Below are 24241 nucleotides of genomic sequence, written 5' to 3' on the forward strand. Positions count from 1 at the left end.
CGAAACTCGCAAATAGACAATGAGTATGATTAGCACTCAAGTTAGTATTCCCGGATATCAGGTCAAAGAAATCATTTATGATGGTTCCAAAACAATCGTCTATCGAGCAATCCGAGAACAAGATTCCTTAAGAGTAGTCATCAAACTGCTGAAAAATCCTTATCCCAGCTTTCGGGAAGTGGTGCAATTTCGTAATCAATATACCATTGCGAAAAATCTTAACTTCAGCGGAATCATCCAAACCCATAGCTTAGAAGCTTACGACAATGGTTATATATTGGTAATGGAAGACTTTGGGGGAATTTCCCTTAAGGATTATTTCACCCAAGAGACTTTACATCTAACGCATTTACAGGAATTTTTACCAATTGCTATCTCTCTGTGCAATACTTTAGATTTTCTCTATCGTCATAGAATTATTCATAAGGATATTAAACCCGCCAATATTCTAATTAATCCTGAAACCAAACAAGTTAAATTAATTGACTTTAGTATTGCTTCCTTACTACCAAGAGAAACCCAATCCCTGAAAAATCCGCAAGTTTTGGAAGGAACATTATCTTATCTATCACCCGAACAAACAGGGAGAATGAATCGGGTAATTGACTATCGCACTGATTTTTATTCTTTAGGTGTAACTTTTTATGAATTATTGACTGGTCAATTACCATTTCAATCAACTGATCTGATGGAGTTGGTACATAGTCACATTGCAAAAATACCTCCTTCAGTTAATAGGTCAGATATTCCGCGAGTTTTGGATGATATCGTGCAAAAATTAATGGCGAAAAATGCCGAAGAACGCTATCAGACTGCATTAGGTTTAAAGCATGATTTAGAAAAATGTTTAGAGCAAATCGCAGAAACTGGTGAAATTAATTATTTTGAAATTGCTCAGCGAGATATTTGCGATCGCTTTCTCATTCCCGAAAAATTATATGGTAGAGAAACGGAAGTTCAGCAACTATTAGCAGCATTTGACAGGGTTTCCCAGGGGAATAGCGAACTCATGTTAGTTGCAGGGTTTTCTGGTATTGGTAAAACTGTGGTAGTTAACGAAGTTCATAAACCCATTGTTAAACAACGGGGATATTTTATTAAAGGCAAATTTGACCAGTTTAATCGGAATATTCCTTTTTCCGCATTTGTCCAAGCATTTCGGGATTTGATGGGGCAATTACTCGCCGAAAGTGATGCGCAAATCCACCAATGGAAAAGTAAAATTATTCAAGCATTAGGGAACGATGGACAGGTTATTATTGATGTCATTCCCGAATTAGAAAAAATTATTGGTCAACAACCACCTGCAACAGAATTATCTGGTACGGCGGCTCAGAATCGATTTAATTTATTATTTCAGAAATTTTTGCAAGTATTTACCAGCCAAGAGCATCCGTTGGTAATATTTTTAGATGATTTACAATGGGCTGATTTGGTTTCATTGAAGTTAATTCAATTATTAATAGCGGAAACAAATCAAGGATATTTACTATTAATTGGTGCATATCGAGATAATGAGGTATCGACCGCTCATCCTTTGATGATTACATTAGATGGAATTAGCAAAGTCGGGGCGATTGTCAATACACTGACCCTACAACCCCTGAGTCAATTAAATTTAAATCAACTTGTAGTTGAAACCTTAAAGTGTGCCGAAGATTTGGCAGTTCCGCTTTCACAATTGATTTACCGCAAAACTCAAGGTAATCCTTTTTTTGCTACGCAATTTCTCAAGTCATTACATGAAGATGAATTAATTAATTTCAATTGGCGAGAAAGATGCTGGGAATGTGATATTGCTCAAATCAATCAGCAAACACTCACCTCCGATGTTGTGGAGTTTATGGTATTGCAATTACGAAAATTACCAGCATCGACTCAACAGGTATTAAAATATGCTGCTTGTATTGGCAATTCCTTTGATTTAGAAACATTAGCGATTGTTTGCCAATTATCTCCGGTAGAAACGGCTGCATCTTTGTGGAAAGCTTTGCAGTTAGATTTTGTTTTGCCCCAAAGTACGGTTTATAAGTTTTATCAAGATGCTGAGGAACAAACCCAACTGAAAATTAGCGATCGCCACATCGCGAAGTATAAATTTTTGCACGATCGCATCCAACAAGCAGCTTATTCTCTGATTCTGGAAGCAGACAGACAAAAGACACATTTGCAAATTGGGCGTTCTCTTTTACAAAGCATTTCCCCAGCTAAACAAGGAGAACATATTTTTGATATTGTCAATCAGTTAAATATTGGTAGGGTATTAATTGATGATAGCCAAGAACGAAGTCAATTAGCACAATTAAATCTCATTGCTGGGAAAAAAGCCAAAGCTGCTACTGCTTATACTGCGGCTGTGGAATATTCTCTGATTGGGTTAGAATTCCTCAGCGCAGATAGCTGGAAAAACCAATACCAATTAACATTGGAATTGCATGATTTAGTTGCTGAATCTGCTTACTTAAGTGGCGATTTTGAGCAGATGCAACATTATACAGAAATTATTCTGCAAAATGCTAAAACATTACTAGATAAAGTACCTGTTTACGAAATTCAGATTACTGCTTGCATTGTTCAAAGCAAACAAATAGAAGGAATCCAAATTGCCCGTTCAATTCTCCAACAATTAGGCATTAATTTTCCCGAACAACCAACAAATTTGGATATTCAGCAAGGTTTGCAACAAGTTATTGAGAATTTACAAGGTAAATCCATCGCTGACTTAGTTCATTTACCGATAATGACAAAACCCGAAAATATCGCAGCAATGAAAATTTTAATGCGAGTCCTACCTGCTGCTTTTCAAATTGACCCGGTGATGGTTCCCTTAATCACTTTTGCAATGGTTCAGTTATCGATTAAATGCGGAAATACGCCCGTTTCTGCCTATGGTTATAGTTTGTATGGATTGCTGCTTTGTGGAGCCTTCGGTGATATTAACGCTGGCTGTGAATTTGGAAAATTGGCTTTGGGTATATTATCTAAATTTAATTCCTCAGATCTAAAAGCGAAAATATTGACTGTTGTTAATGCTCATATAGCCCATTGGCAACAGCATATTCAAGAAACATTATCACCTGCGATTGACGGTTATTCGACAGGAATAGAAACAGGCGACCTCGAATATGCTGGTTATTGTGCTTATATTTATCCAGTTCATTCTTTTTGGTTAGGTAAGGAACTAGAAAACCTGGAAAAAGACTTTACTGTTTATGTTGAATCTTTGAGAAAAATCAAGCAACAAGTCGCTTTCTATTGGAATTCAATTTATTACCAGAGTGTTTTAAATCTCCAGGGTAAATCTGAGCATTTATATGATTTGATTGGCACAGCTTATGATGAAAACAAAATGCTGGGTATACATCAAAAAGCCAACGATTTATATACAATAAATCACCTTTTCGTAAATAAACTCTTCATCAGTTATTTATTCAATAATTATGAACTGGCATTAAATAATGCCGAAATGGCAGAACAGTCTTTAGGAGGAGTTACTGGATTAGTTGTTGTGCCGCTGTTCTATTTTTACGATTCTTTAGTACGATTAGCGTTGTATCCTGGGGTTTCACTTTCTGAGCAAGAAGCTATTCTCGAAAAAATCCAAACTAATCAGGAAAAAATGGAAGTTTGGGCTAATCATGCGCCAATGAATTATTTACATAAATTCAATTTGGTAAATGCAGAAAAATATCGAGTCTTAGGCAGAAACTATGAAGCCGGAGATTGCTACGATCGGGCTATTTCTCTTGCCAAAAGCAACGGTTACACTCAAGAAGAGGCTTTAGCCAACGAACTTGCGGCTAAATTTTACCTTGACTGGGAAAAAGAAACAGTCGCCGCCGGATATATGCAACAAGCCTACTATTGCTATTCCCGTTGGGGTAGTCCAGTCAAAACCGACGATTTAGAAAAACGTTATCCCCAACTACTAAAACCGATCCTGCTACAACGACGAATCAACCTCAATCCTTGGGAAACAATTTCCACCATAGCTTTCCCTAAAACATCTTCGTCTGCTCATAGTTCTACTCCTAGTAGCACCGATATTTGTGGAATCCTAGATTTTACAAGCGTACTCAAAGCCGCTCAAACTATTTCTAGCAGTATCGAATTAGATCAACTCCTCACCAGTCTCACCAAAATTATCTTAGAAAACTCCGGTGCAAAAAAATCTGTTTTGATTCTCCCGCAAGAAGATACATGGCAAATTCGAGCAATTACCTCTATTAATTCTCAAGGTGAAATCCAAACAAACCTTGACTTACAATTACTAGATACTTGTCGAGATGTCCCCAGAAAAATTATCAATTACGTCAAGAATACCCAATTATCTATTGTTATAGATAATTGTCAAACAGATATTCGTGGGCTAATTAGCGAATATGTGCTTACACATCAACCAAAAAGTATATTATGCACACCAATTATTAACCAAGGGCATTTGCTGGGTATTCTCTACCTAGAAAATAAACTCACAAGCGGAGTATTTACCCAAGAACGCTTGCAAGTCATTAACCTCCTTTCCTCCCAAGCAGCCATTTCTTTAGAAAATGCGCAACTTTATCAAAGAGTACAACAAGCGCTAGAAGATTTACAACAAGTCCAACTACAAATTGTCCAAAGTGAAAAAATGTCAGCTTTGGGTAATTTAGTCGCAGGTGTAGCCCATGAAATGAACAATCCTCTCGGTTTTATTTATGCCAGTCTCCAACAAGCTAAACCGACAATTGCTGATATTAGTGAACACCTGAAATTATATCAAATAAATCTACCAAATCCCAGTGAAGAAGTTATTGAACATGCCGAAGGAATAGACCTAGATTACATCCTAGAAGACTTACCGAAGATGATGGATGCAATGGTCATGGCGTGCGATCGCCTGAAAAATATTAGCACGAGTCTGCGCACTTTCTCACGGGCGGATAAAGATTACAAAGTGCCGTTTAATATCCATGAAGGTATCGATAGTACAATTTTAATTCTCAAACATCGACTGAAAGCTAACACACAACGTCCCGCCATTGAGGTGGTTACTGATTATGGGAATTTACCCCAGGTTGAATGCTTCCCTGGACAATTAAATCAGGTATTTATGAACATTTTGGCAAATGCTATTGATGCTTTAGAAGAATCTAATAATGGGCAGAGTTTTGTAGAAGTTCAAGCAAATGTCAACCAGATTACAATTAAAACATCATTCCAAGATAAGCAAGTAAAGATTACTATTGCTGATAATGGTCAAGGGATGAATGAAGAAGTTAAACAAAAGATATTTGACCATTTATTTACTACAAAATCTGTAGGTAAAGGCACAGGCTTAGGATTGGCGATCGCGCGGCAAATAGTTGAAGAAACCCACGGGGGAAAATTAACCTGCAACTCTGTTTTGGGCGAGGGTACAGAATTTTTTATTGAAATTCCCGTGTAAATGTTGGCTGCTGTTACTCGATAACATATATCTGGGAATACTAAATCCTAATGGCTTAAGGATTTAGTGGTATGTTGAGAATTCCTGGATATCAATTTAACGAAGAACTCTACAACGGCTCGAGAACTCTGGCTTATCGCGGATACCGAGAGATTGACGACAAACCTGTAGTGATGAAACTGCTGAAAAATCCTTATAAGAAGCAAATGATGGACGGCTTTTTGCAGAAATTAAAGCCAATCCCAACGTGAACACGATTAAAACTTCACTAGAAGATAAGCAAGTGAAAATTACCATTGCTGATAATGGTATAGGCATGATTGAAGCAATAAAACAAAGAATTTTTGACAATTTATTTACTATTAAATAAGTAAGTAAGGTACGGGGTTATGATAGGCGATCGCTCGTCAAATAATAGTAGATAAACACGCTGGTTTGCTAGAGTGCAATTCCTTTCTAGGAAAAGGTACTGAGTTGATAATTCAAATACCTGTTAAGCAATAAAAAAGAGGTGATATCTTGGCAAAAGAAGCAAGAAATGACGAAGTCGCTTGGCTGCGAATCGAAAATGCGCAATTAAAGCAGCAGGTAGCAGAAATTAATCATAAATATCAAGCTATTATCACCCAAAAAGAACATGATTCTCTTTATAGTTCTCAAACAGAATTACTGGCATTATTTAATGCTATAGAAGATGTCATTCTTGTTCTCAACACTGAGGGTAGATACTTAAAAATCGCACCTAGTAGTGCGCCTTCATTATATAAACCCCCGGCAGAAATGGTGGGCAAAACTATGCATGAAGTGTTACCGTCTGCCTTTGCCGATTATTTTCTTGATTGCGTTCTACAGGCGATCGCCACCAAAAAAACTGTGAAGGCAGAATATAGCTTACCCATAGGCGAGCGAGAAGTTTGGTTTGAAGCCAGTATAGCTGTGATGGGAGAAGATACTGTGGTTGTTGTCGCCAGAGATATGAGCGATCGCAAACAAATGGAAACCCAACTTCGCAAGCAAGCAGAAGATTTAGAAAACACTCTTCAAGAACTCAAACGCACCCAAATCCAAATGCTCCAATCAGAAAAAATGTCGAGCTTGGGACAATTGGTAGCTGGAGTAGCACACGAAATTAACAACCCCGTCAATTTTATCCACGGCAATATTACCCATGTAGAACAATATACCGAAGATTTATTGTATTTGATTAGCTTTTATCAACAACAAAATTTAAATGAGTCACAAATTCAAAACTTGTTGCATGAGCTTGATTTAGAGTTTATCCAGACAGATTTACCAAAAACTCTTAAATCTATGAAAATGGGTACTCAACGTATTCGGGAAATTGTTTTATCTTTACGAAATTTCTCCCGCATGGATGAAGCTGATTTTAAGGAAGTTGATATTCATGAAGGTATCGAAAGTACGCTATTAATTTTACAGCATCGTCTCAAAGAAAAAGCAAAAAGCCCAAGTATTGAAATTAGCAGAATCTATAGCAAATTACCTTTAATAGAATGTTATGCCGGACAATTAAATCAGGTATTTATGAACATTTTTACAAATGCCATTGATGCCATAGAAGAAAAAAATAAGACACTTTCTTTGGCGGAAATACAAGCAAATCCTCATCAAATTATCATTCGTACCGCAGTCATAGATAATGATTGGATTGAAATTGCGATCGCAGATAATGGCATAGGCATGACTGATGAGGTGCAAAAACAAATGTTTAATCCATTCTTTACTACTAAAGCTATTGGTAGTGGTACCGGAATGGGAATGTCTATCAGTTATCAACTCATTACAGAAAAACATGGGGGAAAGTTGAATTGTGTTTCAACGCCCAATCGAGGTACTGAAATTTTGATCCAAATACCTATTCGTCAATGCCCAGATCGTGTTACCTCTGGAGCATGAGTTATCGGTAATATCAAGGTGAAGGCTGTTTGACCGTCAGATGTGGAATTCAGGGTGAGTTCGCCACGGTGGGCGCGAGCAATTTCCCGGGCGAGGCTGAGTCCGAGTCCAATTCCTTCGACTTGGCGGGTACGCGCCGGATCGCCGCGATAAAAGCGGTCAAACAGGCGATCGCGATCGCTCACCGGAATATCTTTAGATGCATTGGCAATGGTAATGTGGAGAGTATTTTGCCTTTGTTGAGCTTGAATCTCAATCCAGCCGTTAGCAAGATTATATTTGATGGCATTACTCAAGAGATTTTGCAAAACTTGCATGAGTAAATCGCGATCGCCTTGTACCTTCAATCCAGCAGGAATGTGATTTTTTACACTTAAATGAGGAGCCAATAGTTCTATATCCTCAACCATTTCCATCAGCAACTGTGACATATCCACCGCAACCAGATACAAACTCATTTGTCCCGCATCTGCTAGAGACAGCAGTAAGAGTTTGCGCATAATTCCACTGAGACGGCGCACTTCATCCAACAAATTACTCAGACGCTGTTGCACTTCACTTCCAGGGTCAACCTGTTGTAAAGTTCTTTCCAGTTCGCCTTGGAGAATAGTTAGGGGTGTTTTCAGTTCGTGAGCAGCATCAGCACTGAAGCGGGAAGCTTGGGTAAAACTGCGTTCTAGGCGTGAGAGCATTTGGTTAAACACCTCAATCAATTCCACAAACTCAACATCCGTTGTTCCAATGGGAATGCGCTGATCTAGCCCTTTGACTGTCACCTGTTGAATCACACCCGTTAATTGACCGATGGGACGCAACGCACCGCCAGAAATTAACCATGCGCCCACCGCAACCAGTAGCAAGGCTATGGGAATGGAAACGAGAAAGATATTGCCAATGCTAGCCATCTCTTGATTAACAGATTGCAAGCTAACTGCGATCGCTACCTGACTATTAGGAAATTTAGCTGCACCAATTCGCCAAGTTGCTTTTGCTGTGTTTTCAGTCACAAATTGTGGTGGAAGGAGGCGAAAAGGTGGTGGTTCTACGGATGGGTTTAGCCGTCGTTCTCTAGGAGGTGGTGGTGGTAAAGGCGTTAACTGAAGACGCTTAACCAGCAGACTTTTCACCTCTATGTCATCAGGTAGGGCATTAGATTGATAAACTGTATTGCCATTACTATCAAGTACCAGCACAGCAATGGGAATTGTGCTATGAGTTCCCAAGCCAAAGGGTACTAATTCTGGGCGGGGATGCAAGCGATCGCGTTCTGGGGGACGACTGGCGCGCATCAACTGATTTAAGAGTTCTGCATCCAAACGGCTGATTTTGGCACTGTAAATTTGAAACCAGGAAACAGCACCAAACCCGACTAAGGTGCTACCAGCCAAAGCCGCAGATAACAGAGCAATCCGGAAGCGAAACGATCGCAGTTGTTTCACGATTGTTCTGGTTTGCGAAACCGATAACCAACGCCGCGAATACTTTCAATCCAACTAGCTTCATCGATGGGGTCGATTTTTTTGCGAATTCGCTGAATACATACATCCACAACATTGGTATTCGGGTTAAAGTCGTAACCCCAAATATGTTCTAGGATTTGGGTACGGGTAAAAACTCGTCCCGGAGAGCGCATAAGATATTCCAGCAGATTAAACTCCCGGCTGGTAAGTTCAATTCCCCGTTGATTGCAAGTTACTTCGCGGGCGATGCGATCGAGTTTAATTGGGCCGACTGTCAGTAAATTTTGGCGATCGCCTACACTGCGACGCACAACCGCATGAATCCGCGCCGCTAATTCTTCGACAAAAAACGGTTTAGCAATGTAATCATCGGCTCCCAAGTTCAAACCTTGGAGGCGATCGTCTAATTCATTCCGCGCCGTCAACAAAATCACGGGAGCATTGCGCCCTTCCCGTCGCAATTGTTTGAGAATTGACAGTCCATCTTTTCCCGGCACCATGATATCCAGAATAATTGCATCATATTCGTTATCTAATGCCCGGAGATAGCCATCATCACCGTTATCGCAGTAGTCTACGATAAATCCTTGCTCCTTCAGTCCAGCCCGGACGAAGTTGGCAATTTTTGCTTCATCTTCGACAAACAGAACATTCACAAGCATTCATTACTTACTTATTGTTCCATTTTAGATTGATTACTTGTTAGCTCAAATTACAAAACTGTAATTTAGAAACAAGGCTAACTGTCATTTTGGGGTGGGTTAATCATCAATGTAAGCAACAATGATTTGCGAGGTTAATTGTTATGAAGATTCGTCAAGTGTTAGCTGTGCTAGCGATTCCTTTTGTAATTGTAACATTCGGTTTTGTTTCACCCAATCAAGCAAATGCTGAAGTTCCTCCCCATCAGAATCCACAGATTGCACAACAGCAACAACATCAGCTACAACAACAGGCTAGACCGAATGAAAAACCACAAGCTAAACCACAGGTAAAACATCGCCAACCCCGTCCACAACAGAAAAAACGTCTTCCCCAACCTCATTCTCAGCAAATAAATCCCAATGTGGAAAGACCGAATAATCGTTAAGTGTAATTTGCTATTCGGAAAAAACGAACCGCGAAGTACGCCAAGTACGCGAAGAAATAAGACATGAAGAGAATTTTGTGCCGCTTTACAAAACAATCTTATTCCTCTGCGTCTTCTGTCTTGAAAAGTTCAGATCTAAGGAAGCCTTATCTCCGACGCCAGATGCTTTCCGACGCAAGGCGACACGCCACTCCTCTCAACGGGGGGAACCCCCGCACGGGGGTGGCTCAGGAACGCACTGGCTCGACTTTTCGCTGCGTCCTCTGCGGTTTGTTCTTCCGTTAGTGGTACGTCAATTAGAAATAATTAAATATACAACATGACCAATAAAAATCACCCTTTGGGTAGAATTTTGAGCCGAAGAGAAGCATTGACTTTATTTAGAGCCGCCACCACGGCAATATTTGTGGTGGGATGCATACCGAGAAAGTCTTTCTCTAAACCAGCATCGGCGGTAAAGTCTGCTACATTACCCGCCTGTGTCGTCAGTCCACAGCAAACTGAAGGGCCGTATTTTGTAGACGAAAAGCTTAACCGTTCCGATATCCGCGCCGATCCGGCAGATGGTTCGGTGAAAGAAGGTGTACCACTGCAACTGACGCTGCACGTTTCTCAGGTTGGTAGTAATGGTTGCACACCTTTAGCAGGTGCGATCGTGGATATTTGGCACTGTGATGCATCGGGTGTTTATTCAGACGTGACAGATCGTAGTTTTACTACTGTGGGGAAAAAGTTTCTGCGCGGCTATCAAGTAACCGATGCTCAGGGAAATGTCCAGTTTACAACCATTTACCCTGGTTGGTATCCAGGTAGAACTGTGCATATTCACTTGAAAGTCCGCAAAGATGGAACAGCAGGACAAGGTTACGAATTTACCTCACAGCTATATTTTGATGATGCGGTAAGCGATCGCATCTACAGCCAAGCACCATACGCCAGCAACGGACAACGCACCCTGAAAAATGCTGATGACGGAATTTTTCAAGATGGTGGCGAGCAAATGTTACTCAAGCTTACCAAGAATGGACAAGGCTATGCAGCAACCTTTGATGTTGGGCTTCAGATAGCCTAAGCACAAAAATTACAAAACTGTAATCAAGTAGCAAGGCGAACTGTAATTTTGAGTCGGTTAAATGAGAAATATCAACAATCTAACTTTTGGAGGATGATTATGAAGGTTAATAAAACAGTGGTGGTAGCAGCAATTTCGGTTCTAGCTGGTACATTTGGTTTGATTTCCCTGAATCAGGTAAATGCTGCTAATCCATCCCATCGCATTGCCCAAGCTTCACAACAGCCGAACCTACCACAAGACGGACAGCAGCGACGACCACATCACCCCGATTTTGCAGCAGCGGCGGCGAAGCTGGGTGTAACTGAACAGCAATTAAAGGATGCGTTGGGTGTTCCGGCTAATCCTCCCGCACAAGGCGTTCGCGGAGCGACTCCTTCGGAGTATCGCAATCAAAGACCACCTCGCCCTGATTTTAAAGCAGCGGCGGCAAAGCTGGGTGTGACTGAACAAAAGTTAAAGGATGCGTTGGGTGTTCCGGCTAATCCTCCCGGCGAAGGCGATCGCCAACATCCGCCCCATCCCGATTTTAAAGCAGCGGCGGCGAAGTTGGGTGTAACTGAACAAAAATTAAAAGATGCGTTGGGTGTTCCGGCTAATCCTCCCGCGCCAGGTGACAGAAGTCAGCGCCCACCTCGCCCTGATTTTAAAGCAGCAGCAGCAAAGCTAGGCGTAACTGAACAAAAATTAAAAGATGCGTTGGGTGTTCCTCCCCATCCTCCCAGTGAAGGCGATCGCCCAGAGCCTGCGGGAAACAGATAGTCTAAGCCAAGAAAAGGGTAGGGGGTTAGCACCTTTGTCAGGAACTCTGCCCCCATCTAAATTAATATTGGAGCTATTATGAGTCGCTTTTTTCGCAAATATCATCGTTGGTTAGCAATTGTTTGTGCGCTACCGTTATTGCTAACAGTTATAACTGGTATGACTTTTCCCATTGCTAAAGCTTTCCATCAGCGAGAATTAGCTGGTTTTCTCATCCATCTACATACCCTAGAAACTTTTGGATTGGATGGTATTTTCCCGGTTATTAATGGACTGGGTTTACTGGGATTGCTAATTAGCGGAATTTATATGACAAGTTTATTTCAAAAGCGACGGCTTCCCTCTAATCGGCTTGAGCTTTAAGCCGCATCAACTAGGACAACGCTAACCCATTTGCGCTGAACAACAATCGGGATCGCGATAAAAATGAAACTTATGAGACAAGATTAAAATTTTTGGCGTTGCATAAATGCGGGATGATTTATCTCACGCAGAGGCGCAAAGACGCAGAGAGGATAAGGAGTTTTAAATTTCAATAAGTGCAATTTCATCCCTTGATTCAGCAACGCCAAATTTTTCTTTCTTGTCCAATGCCCTATGCCAATGCCCTATGCCCCATGCCCATTAACTATCGGTAATGTAAACCAAAATGTCGCACCTGCTGACAATGCGCTAGTTACACCAATTTCACCACCGTGGGCTTGGATGATTTGCTTACAGAGATATAATCCCAAGCCCAAGCTGACAGAATTGCGGGTGTTAGTACCTCGGTAATAAAGGTCAAAAAGTCTTTCGCTCTGTTGTTGACTGATTCCCACACCGTTATCACTGACAGTGCAATAAATTTTGTCTTCTTTAGCTGTGGCGTTGATTGTTAAGAGTAAACCAGGGGGATTGTGTTTAATCGCGTTGGCAATTAAGTTAGAAAAGACTCGCCATAGTTGCGTAGGGTCAGCGTTAATAAAGGGTAAATCTGCGGTAACTAAATTTGTCAGCGTTGCTTGATTTTCTGCTAGCATCGGTTCTAAATCTGCGATCGCTGCTTCGACAACTGTATATAATTGCACGGGTTGCTGTTGTAATACTACGCCTTGGACTTCACTGATATGAGCTTCTAGCAAGGAATTAATTAAATTGAGTTGGCGATCGCTACTTTTAACCATCCGTTCTAAAATTGACCGAGAAATTGTGATTTTGCTGTCTGGGTTTGCTAGCAAGTTCTTGAGTACCATTAAAGTTCCCAGTACTGGGTTGCGTAAGTCGTGGGAAACTGCATGAAAAAATACTCTTAGTGCTTCCTCTGCTTGCTTGCGCTTGGTGATATCTTCCGTCAATCCTTCGTAGTAAAGTAGTTTTCCTTGTTCGTCACGAACTGCGTAGGCTTTTTCGGAAATCCAGACAATGCTTCCGTCTTGGCGATAAATTTGGGATTCAAATTCGGAAATGCTGCCATACTTTTCAATTAAGCGGACAAACTCAGCTCGACGGTTGGGGTCAACATATAATTGATGTCCAATATCTGTCAAGTTGGCTGTGACTTCTTGTGCAGATGAATAACCGTAGATTTTGGCTAAGGCTGGATTAGCTGTAATATACTTGCCATCAGGACTACTTTGGAAAATCCCTTCTACAGCATTTTCAAAGATACTGCGATATTTAGCTTCTGCAACTTTGAGTTTTTCATAAGCAAACTCTAGTTCTTGATGGGCATAAAAATCTGAGCGTTGTAGGCGATCGTAAAGGTAAACGCCTATGTCGCATATAGCACATAACCAAAAAATATATAAGATAAACGTCACATTATAGATTTCTGGATGTTCAGGTATGGGTGTTTTCAGTCCTAGGGCTGTATTGACACCAAAATAGTAAATGAACAAACCCACCTGGGACATTACATGCAAACGCCAGCATACAGGAATAAATGTAGCTTGACTCAAAAATAGCAGCGACCAAGCTAGAGGATCAGCTAAGGCAAAACCCTTGATGGTAGAGAATAACTGTGTTCCTAGACTAATTGACCAAGATGATCCTAAAAATAACAATCCTGGATGACGTTGACCAAACTGAGTTTTATGCAGAATAAAACAAACCAGTAGAGTACCGAACATGGAAACATTGATGAATAATGCCTGTGTTCTTATGAACTCTGGTACTTTTTCCAACTCCTTTAAGGGGAAAAATATGTCATAAATATTGCGCAAAGTAAAGGTTAATATGCAGATTAACCCTAGTAATAACCACAACTGCAATCTTTGCCATAAAAAGTTTCGTCTAGCAGCTAGCCACTGTTGATCGTGAACGCGATTTTTAGCAACAGCAGCCGTTTTCTCTGATGTTGAAGCTTTAAACGCTTTTCTCCCCCACCCTTGCAGTGTTCTCAATAAGGTAGCCATTAGCTGATTACCAACTTTGCCTATCTGATATTTTGCACTATTCTGAATCGGCGTAGGAATAATACCAATTTATGGCTCGAAGACCCACAACTTTAAATCTTCAGCAGCAGAAAAACCGCTTGCCATTAAGCAAGCGGTTTTTTGTTTCACTCTAAGCATATGTAAGATAGTTCTTCCTTATCGATTTTAGTATAGCAAATTGAGAATTAAGAGTCAATAGTCCACATCCCATAAATTCCTGTAGCCAATTAGCCGCTATGGGAGGAAGGCGATTGATCGCATTCTGGTAATTTTTGCTTGGGGGACAGCCAATTTTTGAAATATCCAATAAATTTGTAGTGCGTAAAGCCTTCTCCTAGCGGAGACGCTGCGCGAACGGCATAGCTTCGCTTAACGCGTAGCGTGTCCGTTGGCGCAGCCTCCCGCAGGGAAGGACAAACGTCTCGGAAGCTGGTGATCATTCATCGAGCAAGATGCTCGCACTACCGAATATAGGTAATTTATTTTTTGTCAGTCCCTTGGCGATGCGATCGCATTGTTACTCGATACAATGGCATTGTCATTGGATACAATGGCATTGTCACCCGATGCAATGGCATTGTCATTGGATACAATGGCATTGTCACGGGATGCGATCGCATTGTTACTCGATACAATGGCATTGTCACCCGATGCAATGGCATTGGGAACATCCAATTTTTGAAATACCCAATAAATATGATGTCCGCCTAATTACCCTTAATATGTCATTGCGAGCGGAACGAGTGGAGCGAAGCAATCACAAGGACTCTGCGATTGCTTCACTTCGTTCGCAATGACGGGCATTTGAACGGACATGATATCACTCTTCGTTGGAGATTTTGCGATTGCTACTCTTCGAGAACGACTTCGTCGAACGCTTGGCTCGCAATGACATACAAAAAAGTGGGATGCTCCCGATGCGATGTCTACGACAAGCCGCTCCGCGTCTACGCACTATAGGAAGCGAAGTTTGGCGAAAATGTCAAACAAGCGGTAATGTGAACCAAAAAGTTAAACCGCGTTTGCGGTGACTAATAATCCCAATTTCGCCGCCATGTGCTTGGATCACTTGTCGGCTGAGATACATTTTTAAGGCAATACTTGTAGAACAACAAGCTTGTGGTTCAGGGATGTACAAATCGAAGAGGCGATCGCACTCTAGTTTGCTCATGGATATACCATTATCTTCAACGAGAGTGCGAATCATGTCACCTTCAACTTTGGTTTTGATGGTAAAACTTAGTCCTGGGGGATTGTTCTGCAAACTATATGCAAATATATTGGCTACAACTTTTTGTAACCGAGTTGGATCTGCCATGACGAAGGGTAAATCGTCAGGTACTAAGTTATTCAAAGTTGCTTGATTTTGGTTGAGCATGGGCTGCAAGTCTTTAATAATCAAGCCTAGCAGCGTGTTAAAATGTACTAGCTCGCGGCGGAGATTAATTCCTTGACCTTGGCAACTATGAATTTCTAACAAGGAGTCAAGCATCCCTAGTTGACGATCGTTACCTTGAATCATGCGTTCAATAACTGAACGAGATACGGAAATGAAAGATTGGGAATTAGGGGTTCGGTGTGAGCCTGATTCTTTACCTAATTCCCACTCACCAGTCCCCAAGGACGGAGTTTTGAGTAAATTTTTCAGCACCATTAAGTTACCCATCACCGCAGTGCGCAAATCATGGGCTACGGTATGCAACACCACATCTTTAACACGTTGCATTGCTTCTAGTTCCTGCATTTTCTGCTGTAGTTGGGCAGTGCGTTCTTCTACCTGGCGTTCTAAATTAGTATTAAGTGTGGCTAGTTCTTGGTAAAGTCGAGCTTGTTGAATCGCGATCGCTAATTGCTCTGACATTTGCTGTAGCAAATCAATTTCTATTGTTTGCCATTCACGAGGCCCGGAACATTGATTAGCAATTAACGCCCCATATAATTCATTATTGAGCATAATCGGTACAGCCAAGGTAGCCCGCGTCTGGAATTGTTGATAATGTGCCCTTAATTTGGGAGATACGACGATTTTGTTAACATCTTCGACTAACCGCAAACGATTAGTTATGAGGAGATTTTTTAATTCTTGGAGATAAGTTTCATCATCAGTAGTCCAACCCAAGACGGCGGGATATTGGGGATTGACTGATTCAGCAACAGTTTTGGCTCCCCCTTTGGGATCGTTGAGACCAATAAATACTCGGTCTGCTTGCAAAAATTGCCGGACTTCGGTTACAGTAGTTTGGAGAATTTGGTCTAAGTTGAGGGAAGAGCGGATTCGCGCTAAAGTTTCTGTTAACAAGCGATCGCGCTGGGCAGAGAGACGCAATTGGGCTTCTACCTGTTTGCGTTCGGTAATGTCGTGAGTGACTGCAAGAATGCAGGGGATATCATCTAAATCAATTATTTCGGCTGAAACCAACGCTGTAATTAGTTTTCCTGATTTAGAGCGAAATTCCATTTCTAGGTTGCGCACAAAGCCTGTCATCCGCAACTCTTGCAATAATTTCAGGCGATCGCGCTTGTCTACCCACAAATTTAATTCAAAAGCCGTGCGCCCAATCACTTCATCTCGCTCAAAATCTGCAAGTCTGATAAAACTATCGTTAACTTCTATGTAGCGTCCTTCTTGCAAAGTGCTGAGGGTAATGGCATTGGGACTGCAACGAAAAGCTTTAGCATACTTTTGCGCGAGACTTTGCAATTTAGCTTCTCCTTGTTTGCGTTCTGTAATATCTCGGACTATTGCTAAGACTTCATCTGTACCACTGACTACCAACCGCGCTTCATAATCTCGAATTCCCAAAGGCGTTGGTAATTGATATTCCAAGGTTTGCAAATTCTCTTCATCCAAAGTTTTGGCGATCGCTTCCTGGCTAATCACAGCCACATCAGGTGGTAAGATATCTTCTAAATTTTTGCCGACTATCTCTTCTCTAGGAAGCACAATACTTGTATCATCGTCTTTTAAATCTAGATATTCACCATCACGGCTGAGGCGAAACATCAAATCGGGAATCGCATTTAAAATTGCTTCATAGCGCATCTGGCTGTGGCGCAACTGTTCTTCTGCTTGTTTGCGTTCGGTAATATCCATTACCAAACCTTCCCAAAGTAAGTCACCATTAGCTTGTTGTTCTAGTTGGGAAGCACCTTGAATCCACTTAATTTTGCCGCTAGGTGTAATGATGCGACCTGACCAACGCCAAGGTGATAAAGTAGCTTTAGCAACATCTACAGATTCTGCTAAGGCTTTCACATCCTGTGGATGAACCAGTTGATGCAAAACCTGCAAATCTGCTTGAATAACTTCTGGTTCTAACTCATATAGTTGGCGACAACCAGAACTTACATACATCACAAACTCCGAACCATCCCGCCGTTGCAGGACTTGGAAAATCATTCCCGGTAAATTAGCAGCAATTTTTTCCAACAAAGTTAGAGTCCCATGTGGAAAATCTGGTTTATGCAGTAATTTTACAGTTTCATCCACTTTTTATGCCTTTGTAAAGCCAGCAACTAATCTGATTGTGGCAATTGTTGCCATCTTGACAATTTTGATGCTGCAAAAATCATCACTGTCAACTGCAAAACTGCTCCTTATTTCAGAGTAATTCTGGTTGCGGCGATCGCATTCACCCAATCGGGTTATTTATTAGTTAATATTAGTCAACAGTCAACCGTCAATAGTCAACAGTCAACCGTCAACAGTTAAAATTGGTAAACTAATATTTATAGTTGTTTCCTGTTTATAGACACTGGAAATGGAGAATTGCCCACCACAACGTTCGACGATTTTTTTGACCAAGTTTAAGCCCATGCCTAAGCCTTGCTGTTCATAGGTTTTGCGTTCAAACTGCATGAAAGCACCGATTTTCGAGATCTGTTCTGCTGTCATACCCCGTCCCCAATTATGAACATAGACATTGAGCATTCCTGTCCCTACCTGACTACTGATCGTTATGGCTGTGCCAGTCTGGGAGAATTTGAGCGCATTATCGACTAGTTCATCAAGGATCATCGCTAGATATTGAGCTGATATTGACACCTCAGCTTCTTCGATTGCAAACATGAGATCCTGGCTGCGATTAACACTGCGAGCCAGAGATTGCAAAGGTGGGGCGATCGCTACTATAGAAAACTTAGTTGACTGAGGTTTAATAATATGCTTTTGGTGTGTTGATAGCTCTAATTCTAAAGAGATCAATAATTTTTGCGTTAATTTTTCCAGGCGACGAGCAGATTCATCTGCCAAGCCTAAAAGTTCACGGATTTCCGCAGTATCCATGTTCTCGAGATCTGCCATGAGTAGGCTGATGGTGCCGACTATGCCATATAGTGGTGTATTGAGTTCATGGGGTAAAGTAGCAGCTAAGTTACCACGTAGCTCATTGAGGGTATTTTCCAAGACTTTGATGCTATTAGCTTGGATATTCGATAAGCTTTGGATATTATCGTACTGTTGCTTAATTCTGAGCATGGAATGAATGCGTGCCCGTAGTTCCACCGAATTCACAGGTTTACTAATGAAGTCTTCAGCACCTGATTTCAGACAACGAGCGAGGTCTTCTTTGCTGTTGAGAGCAGTCACCATGATGATGGGAACTGGTTGCCATTGGGGCATGGCTTTAATTTGCCGACAGACTTCGATGCCATCCATTTCCGGCATCATGACATCGAGCAAAATCACATCTGGCTGAAATACGTTGAGAGAGGCGATCGCAACTTGACCACTAGCAGCATAGTGCAGCAAATAATTTTGCTCGTTTAAAAGTGTTTCAATAACATCAAAGTTATCGGGTTCATCGTCAATTACTAAAATCGAGGGCATAAAGGGAACAGGGAAACTATGTATGTATTAATTTTGTTTAGGTACTTAACAGATCTTGAATAGTGGAGGCCAATTGTTTAAGCTTCACAGGTTTACTCAGGTAGTCGTTAGCTCCCGCTTCTAAACAGCGATCGCGATCGCCTGTCATTGCCAATGCTGTGAGCGCCACAATCGGAATATCAACCAATTGAGGATCGTGGCGAATTTGTCTTATGGCTTCTAGACCATCCATTCCCGGCATTTGGATATCCATCAAAATCAAGTCAGGCTGGTGCTTTGTAGTTAGGTCGATGGCTTCTTGACCATTATTTGCCAACAGAATACAGTAGCCTTTGGCTTTGAGGTAGCTAGAAACTGTACTGATATTAGCTTCATTATCTTCTACTAGCAAGATCAGGGGGGCATGGCTTGGGGTTGTTTCGGCAGTTGGGGAATCGAGTTCTGGAGTAGTGCCTGGTTTATGATTCGATGAAAGCAGACAAGCATAGGTAGAAGGTAGCTCGATAGTGAAGCAACTGCCTACACCCAGTTCACTGGTTAGTCCCACCCTACCGCCGTGGAGTTCAACAATTCGCTTCACCAATGTTAGTCCCAAGCCTGTACCCGCATATTGACGATTCAAGGCACTATCGATTTGGATAAAGGGCTGAAATAGTTTATTGATATTCTCTAGCGAGATGCCAATACCTGTATCTCTCACGGCAATTTGCAGGAAGTTTTGCCCTGGGATATCGGTAATGGCTATGTCGGGGGAAATTTGCTGAACTTCTAGGGTAATGCTTCCTGCTTGGGGGGTGAATTTGACTGCATTGTTGAGCAAGTTAATTAACACCTGACGAATACGTCGTTCATCCACGAGTAGATCTGGTAGATTGTGCTGAAGTTTAATGTCAAGCTGAATTCCTTTTTGCAATGCCTGCTGTTTGATAAACGCTAGACTGGATTGGCACAGATGAGCCGCCGAAACTAAGGTGCAATTCAGTGTGATCTGTCCTGCTTCTATTTTTGCCACATCAAGGATATCGTTGATCAACTCCAGCAAATGAGAGCCGCTGCGCTCAATGGTTTCCAAGGCTTTGAGTTGATTCTCGTTGACGATGCCAAAAACTCCCTCTTGTAGCCCTTCGCTCATGCCGAGAATGGCGTTGAGGGGGGTGCGGAGTTCGTGGCTCATGCTGGCCAGGAATTCATCTTTGAGGCGGGTGGCGTGGGCGAGTTCTTGGTTAGAAAATGCCAGTTGTTGATTACTCTGGGTAAGTTTTGCTTCTGTATGCTGATGTTCTTTGAGTTCTTGCTGTAATTGCTCATAGAGATTCGCTTGTTGAATGGCGATCGCTAACTGGTTGGCAAGTTGCTGGGTAAAATCAATTTCTGACTGCTCCCAGTGGCGAGTTGTGCCACATTGATGAACGCACAGCAAACCCCACAACTCATCACCGCAGAGCAGCGGCATAATCAAATTGGCACGCACCTGAAACTGAGCCAGGATATCAGTGTGGCAAGTTGTCATCCCCGCGTTATAAATATCATCAACAACATAAGACCTACCCAAGGCATAGAGAGATGAATAGTTTTCGCCAAAGCAGTGGTCATGTACCCGAATCGCCATCACTGAGGGAAACCCCTCTAAAACCGATTCAGCCACAAATTCGCCATCATCAAAGTTGGATTCGGGATAAAACTTGAAAATGCCCACCCGATCAGACTGAATCACTTGCCGGATTTCGTGACAAGCGGTATCGAAAATGGTCTGGAGGTCTAGGGATTGACGAATCTTCTGGGTGATTTCTCGCAGCAGTTTTTCTCGCTCTATTTGTTGGCGAATAATTTCTTCAGCTTTTTTGCGCTTGCTAATATCCACTACTACACAAATAGTTTGATCGTCTGAGCCTGGGAGGATTGCCGCTCCTATTAGGACAGGAATCCTGCTGCCATCCTGGCGATAATATTCTTTTTCCCAGGGATCGATCTCGCCATGTTCCATCAGATGCATCATCGCGGCAAAATCAGCGGGGACATGTTCAACTGGTGTCAATGCTTGCCAATTAATTGCCCCAGTATTGAATTCTTCCCTGGTGTAGCCCAGCATCTGTAAAAAGTGATCGTTGGTATCGATAATTTTCCCCTGAAAATCGGCAAAGATCATCCCGACTACATGGGAATCAAACATCCGACGGAACCGGATTTCACTGCTTTGCAGGGCGAGTTCAGCTCGTTTCTTGTCGCTAATATCAAAGTGGACTCCAATCATACTCTCGGCATTACCCTGGGCATCTCGCACCACCACCCCATAGGCTTTAATAAAGCGGATGCTGCCATCGGGATGTACGAGCCGAAACTCAGTATCGTATTCTGCCTGTCCTAAAAGTGTCTGCTGGAGCAATGTTTCTGTGGGTGTACGGTCATCGGGATGTAGCACATTTTTCCAAATTTCGTAGGACAGATGAGAATCAGATGTTTTTGTCATACCATACAGCTCGTACATCCGCTCATCCCAAAGGATGGTGTTCTGTAAAATGTCCCAGTCCCAACAGCCGATCCCTCCAGATTTCAGGGACAATGCCAAGCGCTCCGATATTTTTTGGAGTTGGGCTTCTCGTTCTTGGAGTTTAGCTGTGCGTTCTTGGACTTTGGCTTCTAGGTCTTGATTGAGGGTGATATAACGCTGTTCGCTCTGTTGCAGTCGCTCTGACTTTTGCTGAAGCTTGATCAGTTGCTCTTGCAATTTTTGGTAGATAGTAGCTTGCTGAAGGGCGATCGCCAGATGTACTGATAAGGCTTGCAGCAGTTCAACTTCTTCAGGCTGCCACTGGCGGGGGTGCTGGCTTTCGCTGACATTGAGTAAGCCCCACAGTTGATCGCCACACATAAGTGGTACTAAAATTTTGGCTCGCGTCTGGAGGCGGATCAGCATCTCCCGGTGACAGTCTGTCATTTCGGTCGTGTAGATATCTGGCACAACACGAATCAACCCCTGACGATAAATTTCCCTGTAGTTGTGGCTCATGCAGGTTTCTTTAATTTGTTCGCCCAGCAGCGACATGGACGAGTTGGTGGATTCTGCCACGACGATGGTTTGCCAATCTGCCTCAAACCGCCAAATGTTGACGCGATCGCAACCTAACAATTGCCGCAACTGCTCCACAGTCGTGTCCAGAATGGTTTGCAAACTTAGAGACGAGCGAATTTGCATGGCGAGAGCGGATACCATTTTCTCCCGACCTACCTTAGCCTTGAGGGCGGCTGTCCGGGCTGCAACTTGTTGCTCTAGTTCAACGGTGCGAGTTTCCAGCAGTTGAACCTTCTCATTCTCTAACCGCACCACCTTTTGTGACAAAATCTGTGCCAGTTTATATATCTCCAAAGGGTTGAGGGCTTGCAGCAAACTGCTTTGAGTAACAATACCTAATAGCTCACCCCGCTCACCTGTCACCGCCAAATGACGAATCAAGCGCTGCTCCATGATCTCCTGTACGGCCCACAGCGAATCATTGGGTCTAACGGCAAAAATCGGCGTACTCATCACCGTCTGAGCCAGATAGGTTGCCAGTTTCAAGCCCAAGGACTGAAACTGCACAATATCCCCCTCGGTGACAATTCCCACCGGAATTTGCTCTTGGTTGGCGGGGCTATCACTGGGTTGCACAATCATCACACAACTGACCCTGTTTTCTGTCATCCGTTGGGCGATCGCCAGCATAGAACTATCTGGCGCAGCACAAATCACCTCACTTGTCATCACCTCCAACACCAGCCGCAACCGCAACAGATCCACAGGGCGAGAGATTTGCCGCAGACTTTCATTAGTTAGTAGCCCCACCACCCGATCCTGCTCGTCTAAAATAGGTAAGTGGCGAATGCGGTACTGCTGGAGTAAATTAACCGCAGAAAATAAATCGGTGAACTCAAACTCATGCAAGGTGATGACTGGAGAGATCATCACCTCCCGAATCGCCAAATTCTCCAAAAAACGCTGCTGGGCACACAAGCGCACCACATCCCGCTCTGTGAAGATACCTAGCAACTTCCCCTCTTCCACTACCAACACACAACTTGATCGTGCTTCTAGATGGAGTTCATCTAGTTTCGTAGCATTACAGATAGCCCTCACGCCGCTCATTTGGGCGATCGCGTCCATCACCATCGTATCCAGTTTAACTACCAGGGGATCGCGGACAATCGCAGACTTCAGTTCTGATGCGGTGAGAGGCATTGTGTGGTTAAACATTTATGTAAAGGCGTTTATGCTTTATTATTCCCGTTAGCAATACACAGGTTATTTAAACCGTAATATTCTTAAATATTGAGATTGTTGGGGTTTAGGGCAGAGCCATAATTTTACAGTTACAAGTTCGTAATCTGCCAATTATGAATCATTCGTAAAAACATCTATTGTCAGAGTATCTATTACCTAGTGCTATAGAAAAGGGGGATTGTTAATTTTGAATTTACGCCTAATGTAAATTCAAAACGCTTCTGTGTAATTTGGTGTATCTAAGTCAATACTTTTCGGTTAAGGGGAAAAAGGGGAATGGAAAAAGGGAAAGAAAAAACCTTTAACCCTTACCCTTTCACCTTTTACCCAAAACCAATTTTAGTTTCAAAACGCTTAACCGAGTAGTATTGGTATCTAAGTAGATTAGGGTAGATAAATATAAATATAAATATATTAAGAAGGGGAAAAGGATAAAACCTTTACCCTTTTCCCCTTAGCTGTTATTCAGCTAAACTTTAAATAGCTCAGTTGAATCGTACCTAATTACTGAATTAGGGCATTAACTTTTGTGAATCAACTAGCAGCCAACAGCTTCTGTTGTTAGTTTTGTTTAACCTGCGGCTAGTTTGGCCACTGTCACTGCTAGTTCAGATGGGTTGTAGATATCTGTAACAACTTGCGGACAACGCATACACGCTGCTTTACCTTCTTGCTTCCACCATCGACAATCTCGACGAATAGAACAGGGGGGTAATTCCTCTGTGACAGCAGGTAATTTTTCGGCAATTTGTTTTGCTAGACGACAATCTTTACCATCAAAATGCAGACAAGCTTGATGAGCGCAAGGTGTCGCCATGCGAAAAACTTCAGTGGGTGTAACTGGGCTAACCTTTGCTATCAGTTCATCTGTGATAGGTTGGGGCTGCTTCAAATAAGCCACTCGAGGTTCTGCAATAGTTCCACTAACAACTCCGAAAACCATGCTATTCACAGACTCGGCTCTAGCACTGGGGCAAAGTGTAGTTTTTTGAGTAGCAATTTCTTCCATTTCTTG

Annotated in this window: 15 protein-coding genes; 8 read left to right on the forward strand and 7 right to left on the reverse strand. The window is 42.3% G+C overall.

Annotated features, from left to right (window positions below; genetic code table 11):
- The first annotated feature begins 25 nt into the window (after nucleotides 1-25).
- The 3 genes from AACU32_RS14490 to AACU32_RS14500 all read left to right on the forward strand — a co-directional run bounded on the left by AACU32_RS14490 (nucleotide 26) and on the right by AACU32_RS14500 (nucleotide 7345).
- Nucleotides 26-5428, forward strand: a complete 5403-nt coding sequence (locus AACU32_RS14490; protein ID WP_339378686.1) for an ATP-binding sensor histidine kinase — start codon at nucleotides 26-28, stop codon at nucleotides 5426-5428.
- Between the two features lie 71 nt (nucleotides 5429-5499).
- Nucleotides 5500-5679, forward strand: a complete 180-nt coding sequence (locus AACU32_RS14495) for a hypothetical protein (protein WP_096600551.1) — start codon at nucleotides 5500-5502, stop codon at nucleotides 5677-5679.
- A gap of 268 nt (nucleotides 5680-5947) precedes the next feature.
- Entirely contained in the window at nucleotides 5948-7345 is a 1398-nt protein-coding gene (locus AACU32_RS14500; protein WP_096600553.1) for an ATP-binding protein, read from the forward strand.
- Here the strand turns inward: AACU32_RS14500 and AACU32_RS14505 are convergent.
- Together AACU32_RS14505 and AACU32_RS14510 are read right to left on the reverse strand one after the other, a co-directional pair.
- On the reverse strand, nucleotides 7312-8784 hold the full coding sequence (locus tag AACU32_RS14505) for a sensor histidine kinase (protein WP_096600555.1): 1473 nt from the start codon (nucleotides 8782-8784) through the stop codon (nucleotides 7312-7314). The genes AACU32_RS14500 and AACU32_RS14505 overlap by 34 nt on opposite strands.
- The gene (locus AACU32_RS14510) at nucleotides 8781-9461 is read right to left on the reverse strand and encodes a winged helix-turn-helix domain-containing protein (protein WP_096608013.1); all 681 of its coding nucleotides are present in this window, start codon (nucleotides 9459-9461) and stop codon (nucleotides 8781-8783) included. The genes AACU32_RS14505 and AACU32_RS14510 overlap by 4 nt, the downstream gene beginning before the upstream one ends.
- 149 nt (nucleotides 9462-9610) lie before the next feature.
- Here AACU32_RS14510 and AACU32_RS14515 point away from each other — a divergent pair, with 149 nt between their 5' ends.
- From AACU32_RS14515 to AACU32_RS14530, 4 genes are all read left to right on the forward strand, one after another.
- Complete coding sequence (locus AACU32_RS14515; protein ID WP_096600557.1) at nucleotides 9611-9895, forward strand: hypothetical protein; 285 nt, start codon at nucleotides 9611-9613, stop codon at nucleotides 9893-9895.
- A gap of 319 nt (nucleotides 9896-10214) precedes the next feature.
- Nucleotides 10215-10967 (forward strand): intradiol ring-cleavage dioxygenase, encoded by a 753-nt coding sequence (locus AACU32_RS14520; RefSeq protein ID WP_096600559.1) that lies wholly within the window; start codon nucleotides 10215-10217, stop codon nucleotides 10965-10967.
- A 99-nt stretch (nucleotides 10968-11066) separates the two neighbouring features.
- Entirely contained in the window at nucleotides 11067-11729 is a 663-nt protein-coding gene (locus tag AACU32_RS14525) for a hypothetical protein (protein WP_096600561.1), read from the forward strand.
- 78 nt (nucleotides 11730-11807) lie between these two features.
- Complete coding sequence (locus tag AACU32_RS14530) at nucleotides 11808-12092, forward strand: peptidase (RefSeq protein ID WP_096600563.1); 285 nt, start codon at nucleotides 11808-11810, stop codon at nucleotides 12090-12092.
- Between the two features lie 245 nt (nucleotides 12093-12337).
- Here the strand turns inward: AACU32_RS14530 and AACU32_RS14535 are convergent, their stop codons facing one another.
- The gene (locus AACU32_RS14535; RefSeq protein ID WP_096600565.1) at nucleotides 12338-14122 is read right to left on the reverse strand and encodes a PAS domain-containing sensor histidine kinase; all 1785 of its coding nucleotides are present in this window, start codon (nucleotides 14120-14122) and stop codon (nucleotides 12338-12340) included.
- A 550-nt stretch (nucleotides 14123-14672) separates the two neighbouring features.
- Between AACU32_RS14535 and AACU32_RS14540 the strand changes: the two genes are divergently transcribed.
- Nucleotides 14673-14825: a hypothetical protein gene (locus AACU32_RS14540; RefSeq protein ID WP_339377889.1), complete on the forward strand. Its 153-nt coding sequence runs from the start codon at nucleotides 14673-14675 to the stop codon at nucleotides 14823-14825.
- Between the two features lie 300 nt (nucleotides 14826-15125).
- On the opposite strand, the gene AACU32_RS14545 is transcribed toward AACU32_RS14540, so the two are convergent.
- The 4 genes from AACU32_RS14545 to AACU32_RS14560 all read right to left on the reverse strand — a co-directional run bounded on the left by AACU32_RS14545 (nucleotide 15126) and on the right by AACU32_RS14560 (nucleotide 24235).
- Entirely contained in the window at nucleotides 15126-17633 is a 2508-nt protein-coding gene (locus tag AACU32_RS14545; protein ID WP_096600569.1) for a sensor histidine kinase, read from the reverse strand.
- Between the two features lie 204 nt (nucleotides 17634-17837).
- Nucleotides 17838-18971: a hybrid sensor histidine kinase/response regulator gene (locus AACU32_RS14550; protein WP_096600571.1), complete on the reverse strand. Its 1134-nt coding sequence runs from the start codon at nucleotides 18969-18971 to the stop codon at nucleotides 17838-17840.
- Between the two features lie 37 nt (nucleotides 18972-19008).
- Nucleotides 19009-23199 (reverse strand): GAF domain-containing protein, encoded by a 4191-nt coding sequence (locus AACU32_RS14555; protein ID WP_096600573.1) that lies wholly within the window; start codon nucleotides 23197-23199, stop codon nucleotides 19009-19011.
- A gap of 598 nt (nucleotides 23200-23797) precedes the next feature.
- The gene (locus AACU32_RS14560) at nucleotides 23798-24235 is read right to left on the reverse strand and encodes a nitrogen fixation protein (RefSeq protein WP_096608014.1); all 438 of its coding nucleotides are present in this window, start codon (nucleotides 24233-24235) and stop codon (nucleotides 23798-23800) included.
- Nucleotides 24236-24241: the final 6 nt, after the last annotated feature.

Origin of the sequence: Calothrix sp. NIES-2100 (assembly GCF_963875285.1) — a bacterium.
Taxonomy (GTDB): Bacteria; Cyanobacteriota; Cyanobacteriia; order Cyanobacteriales; family Nostocaceae; genus Aulosira.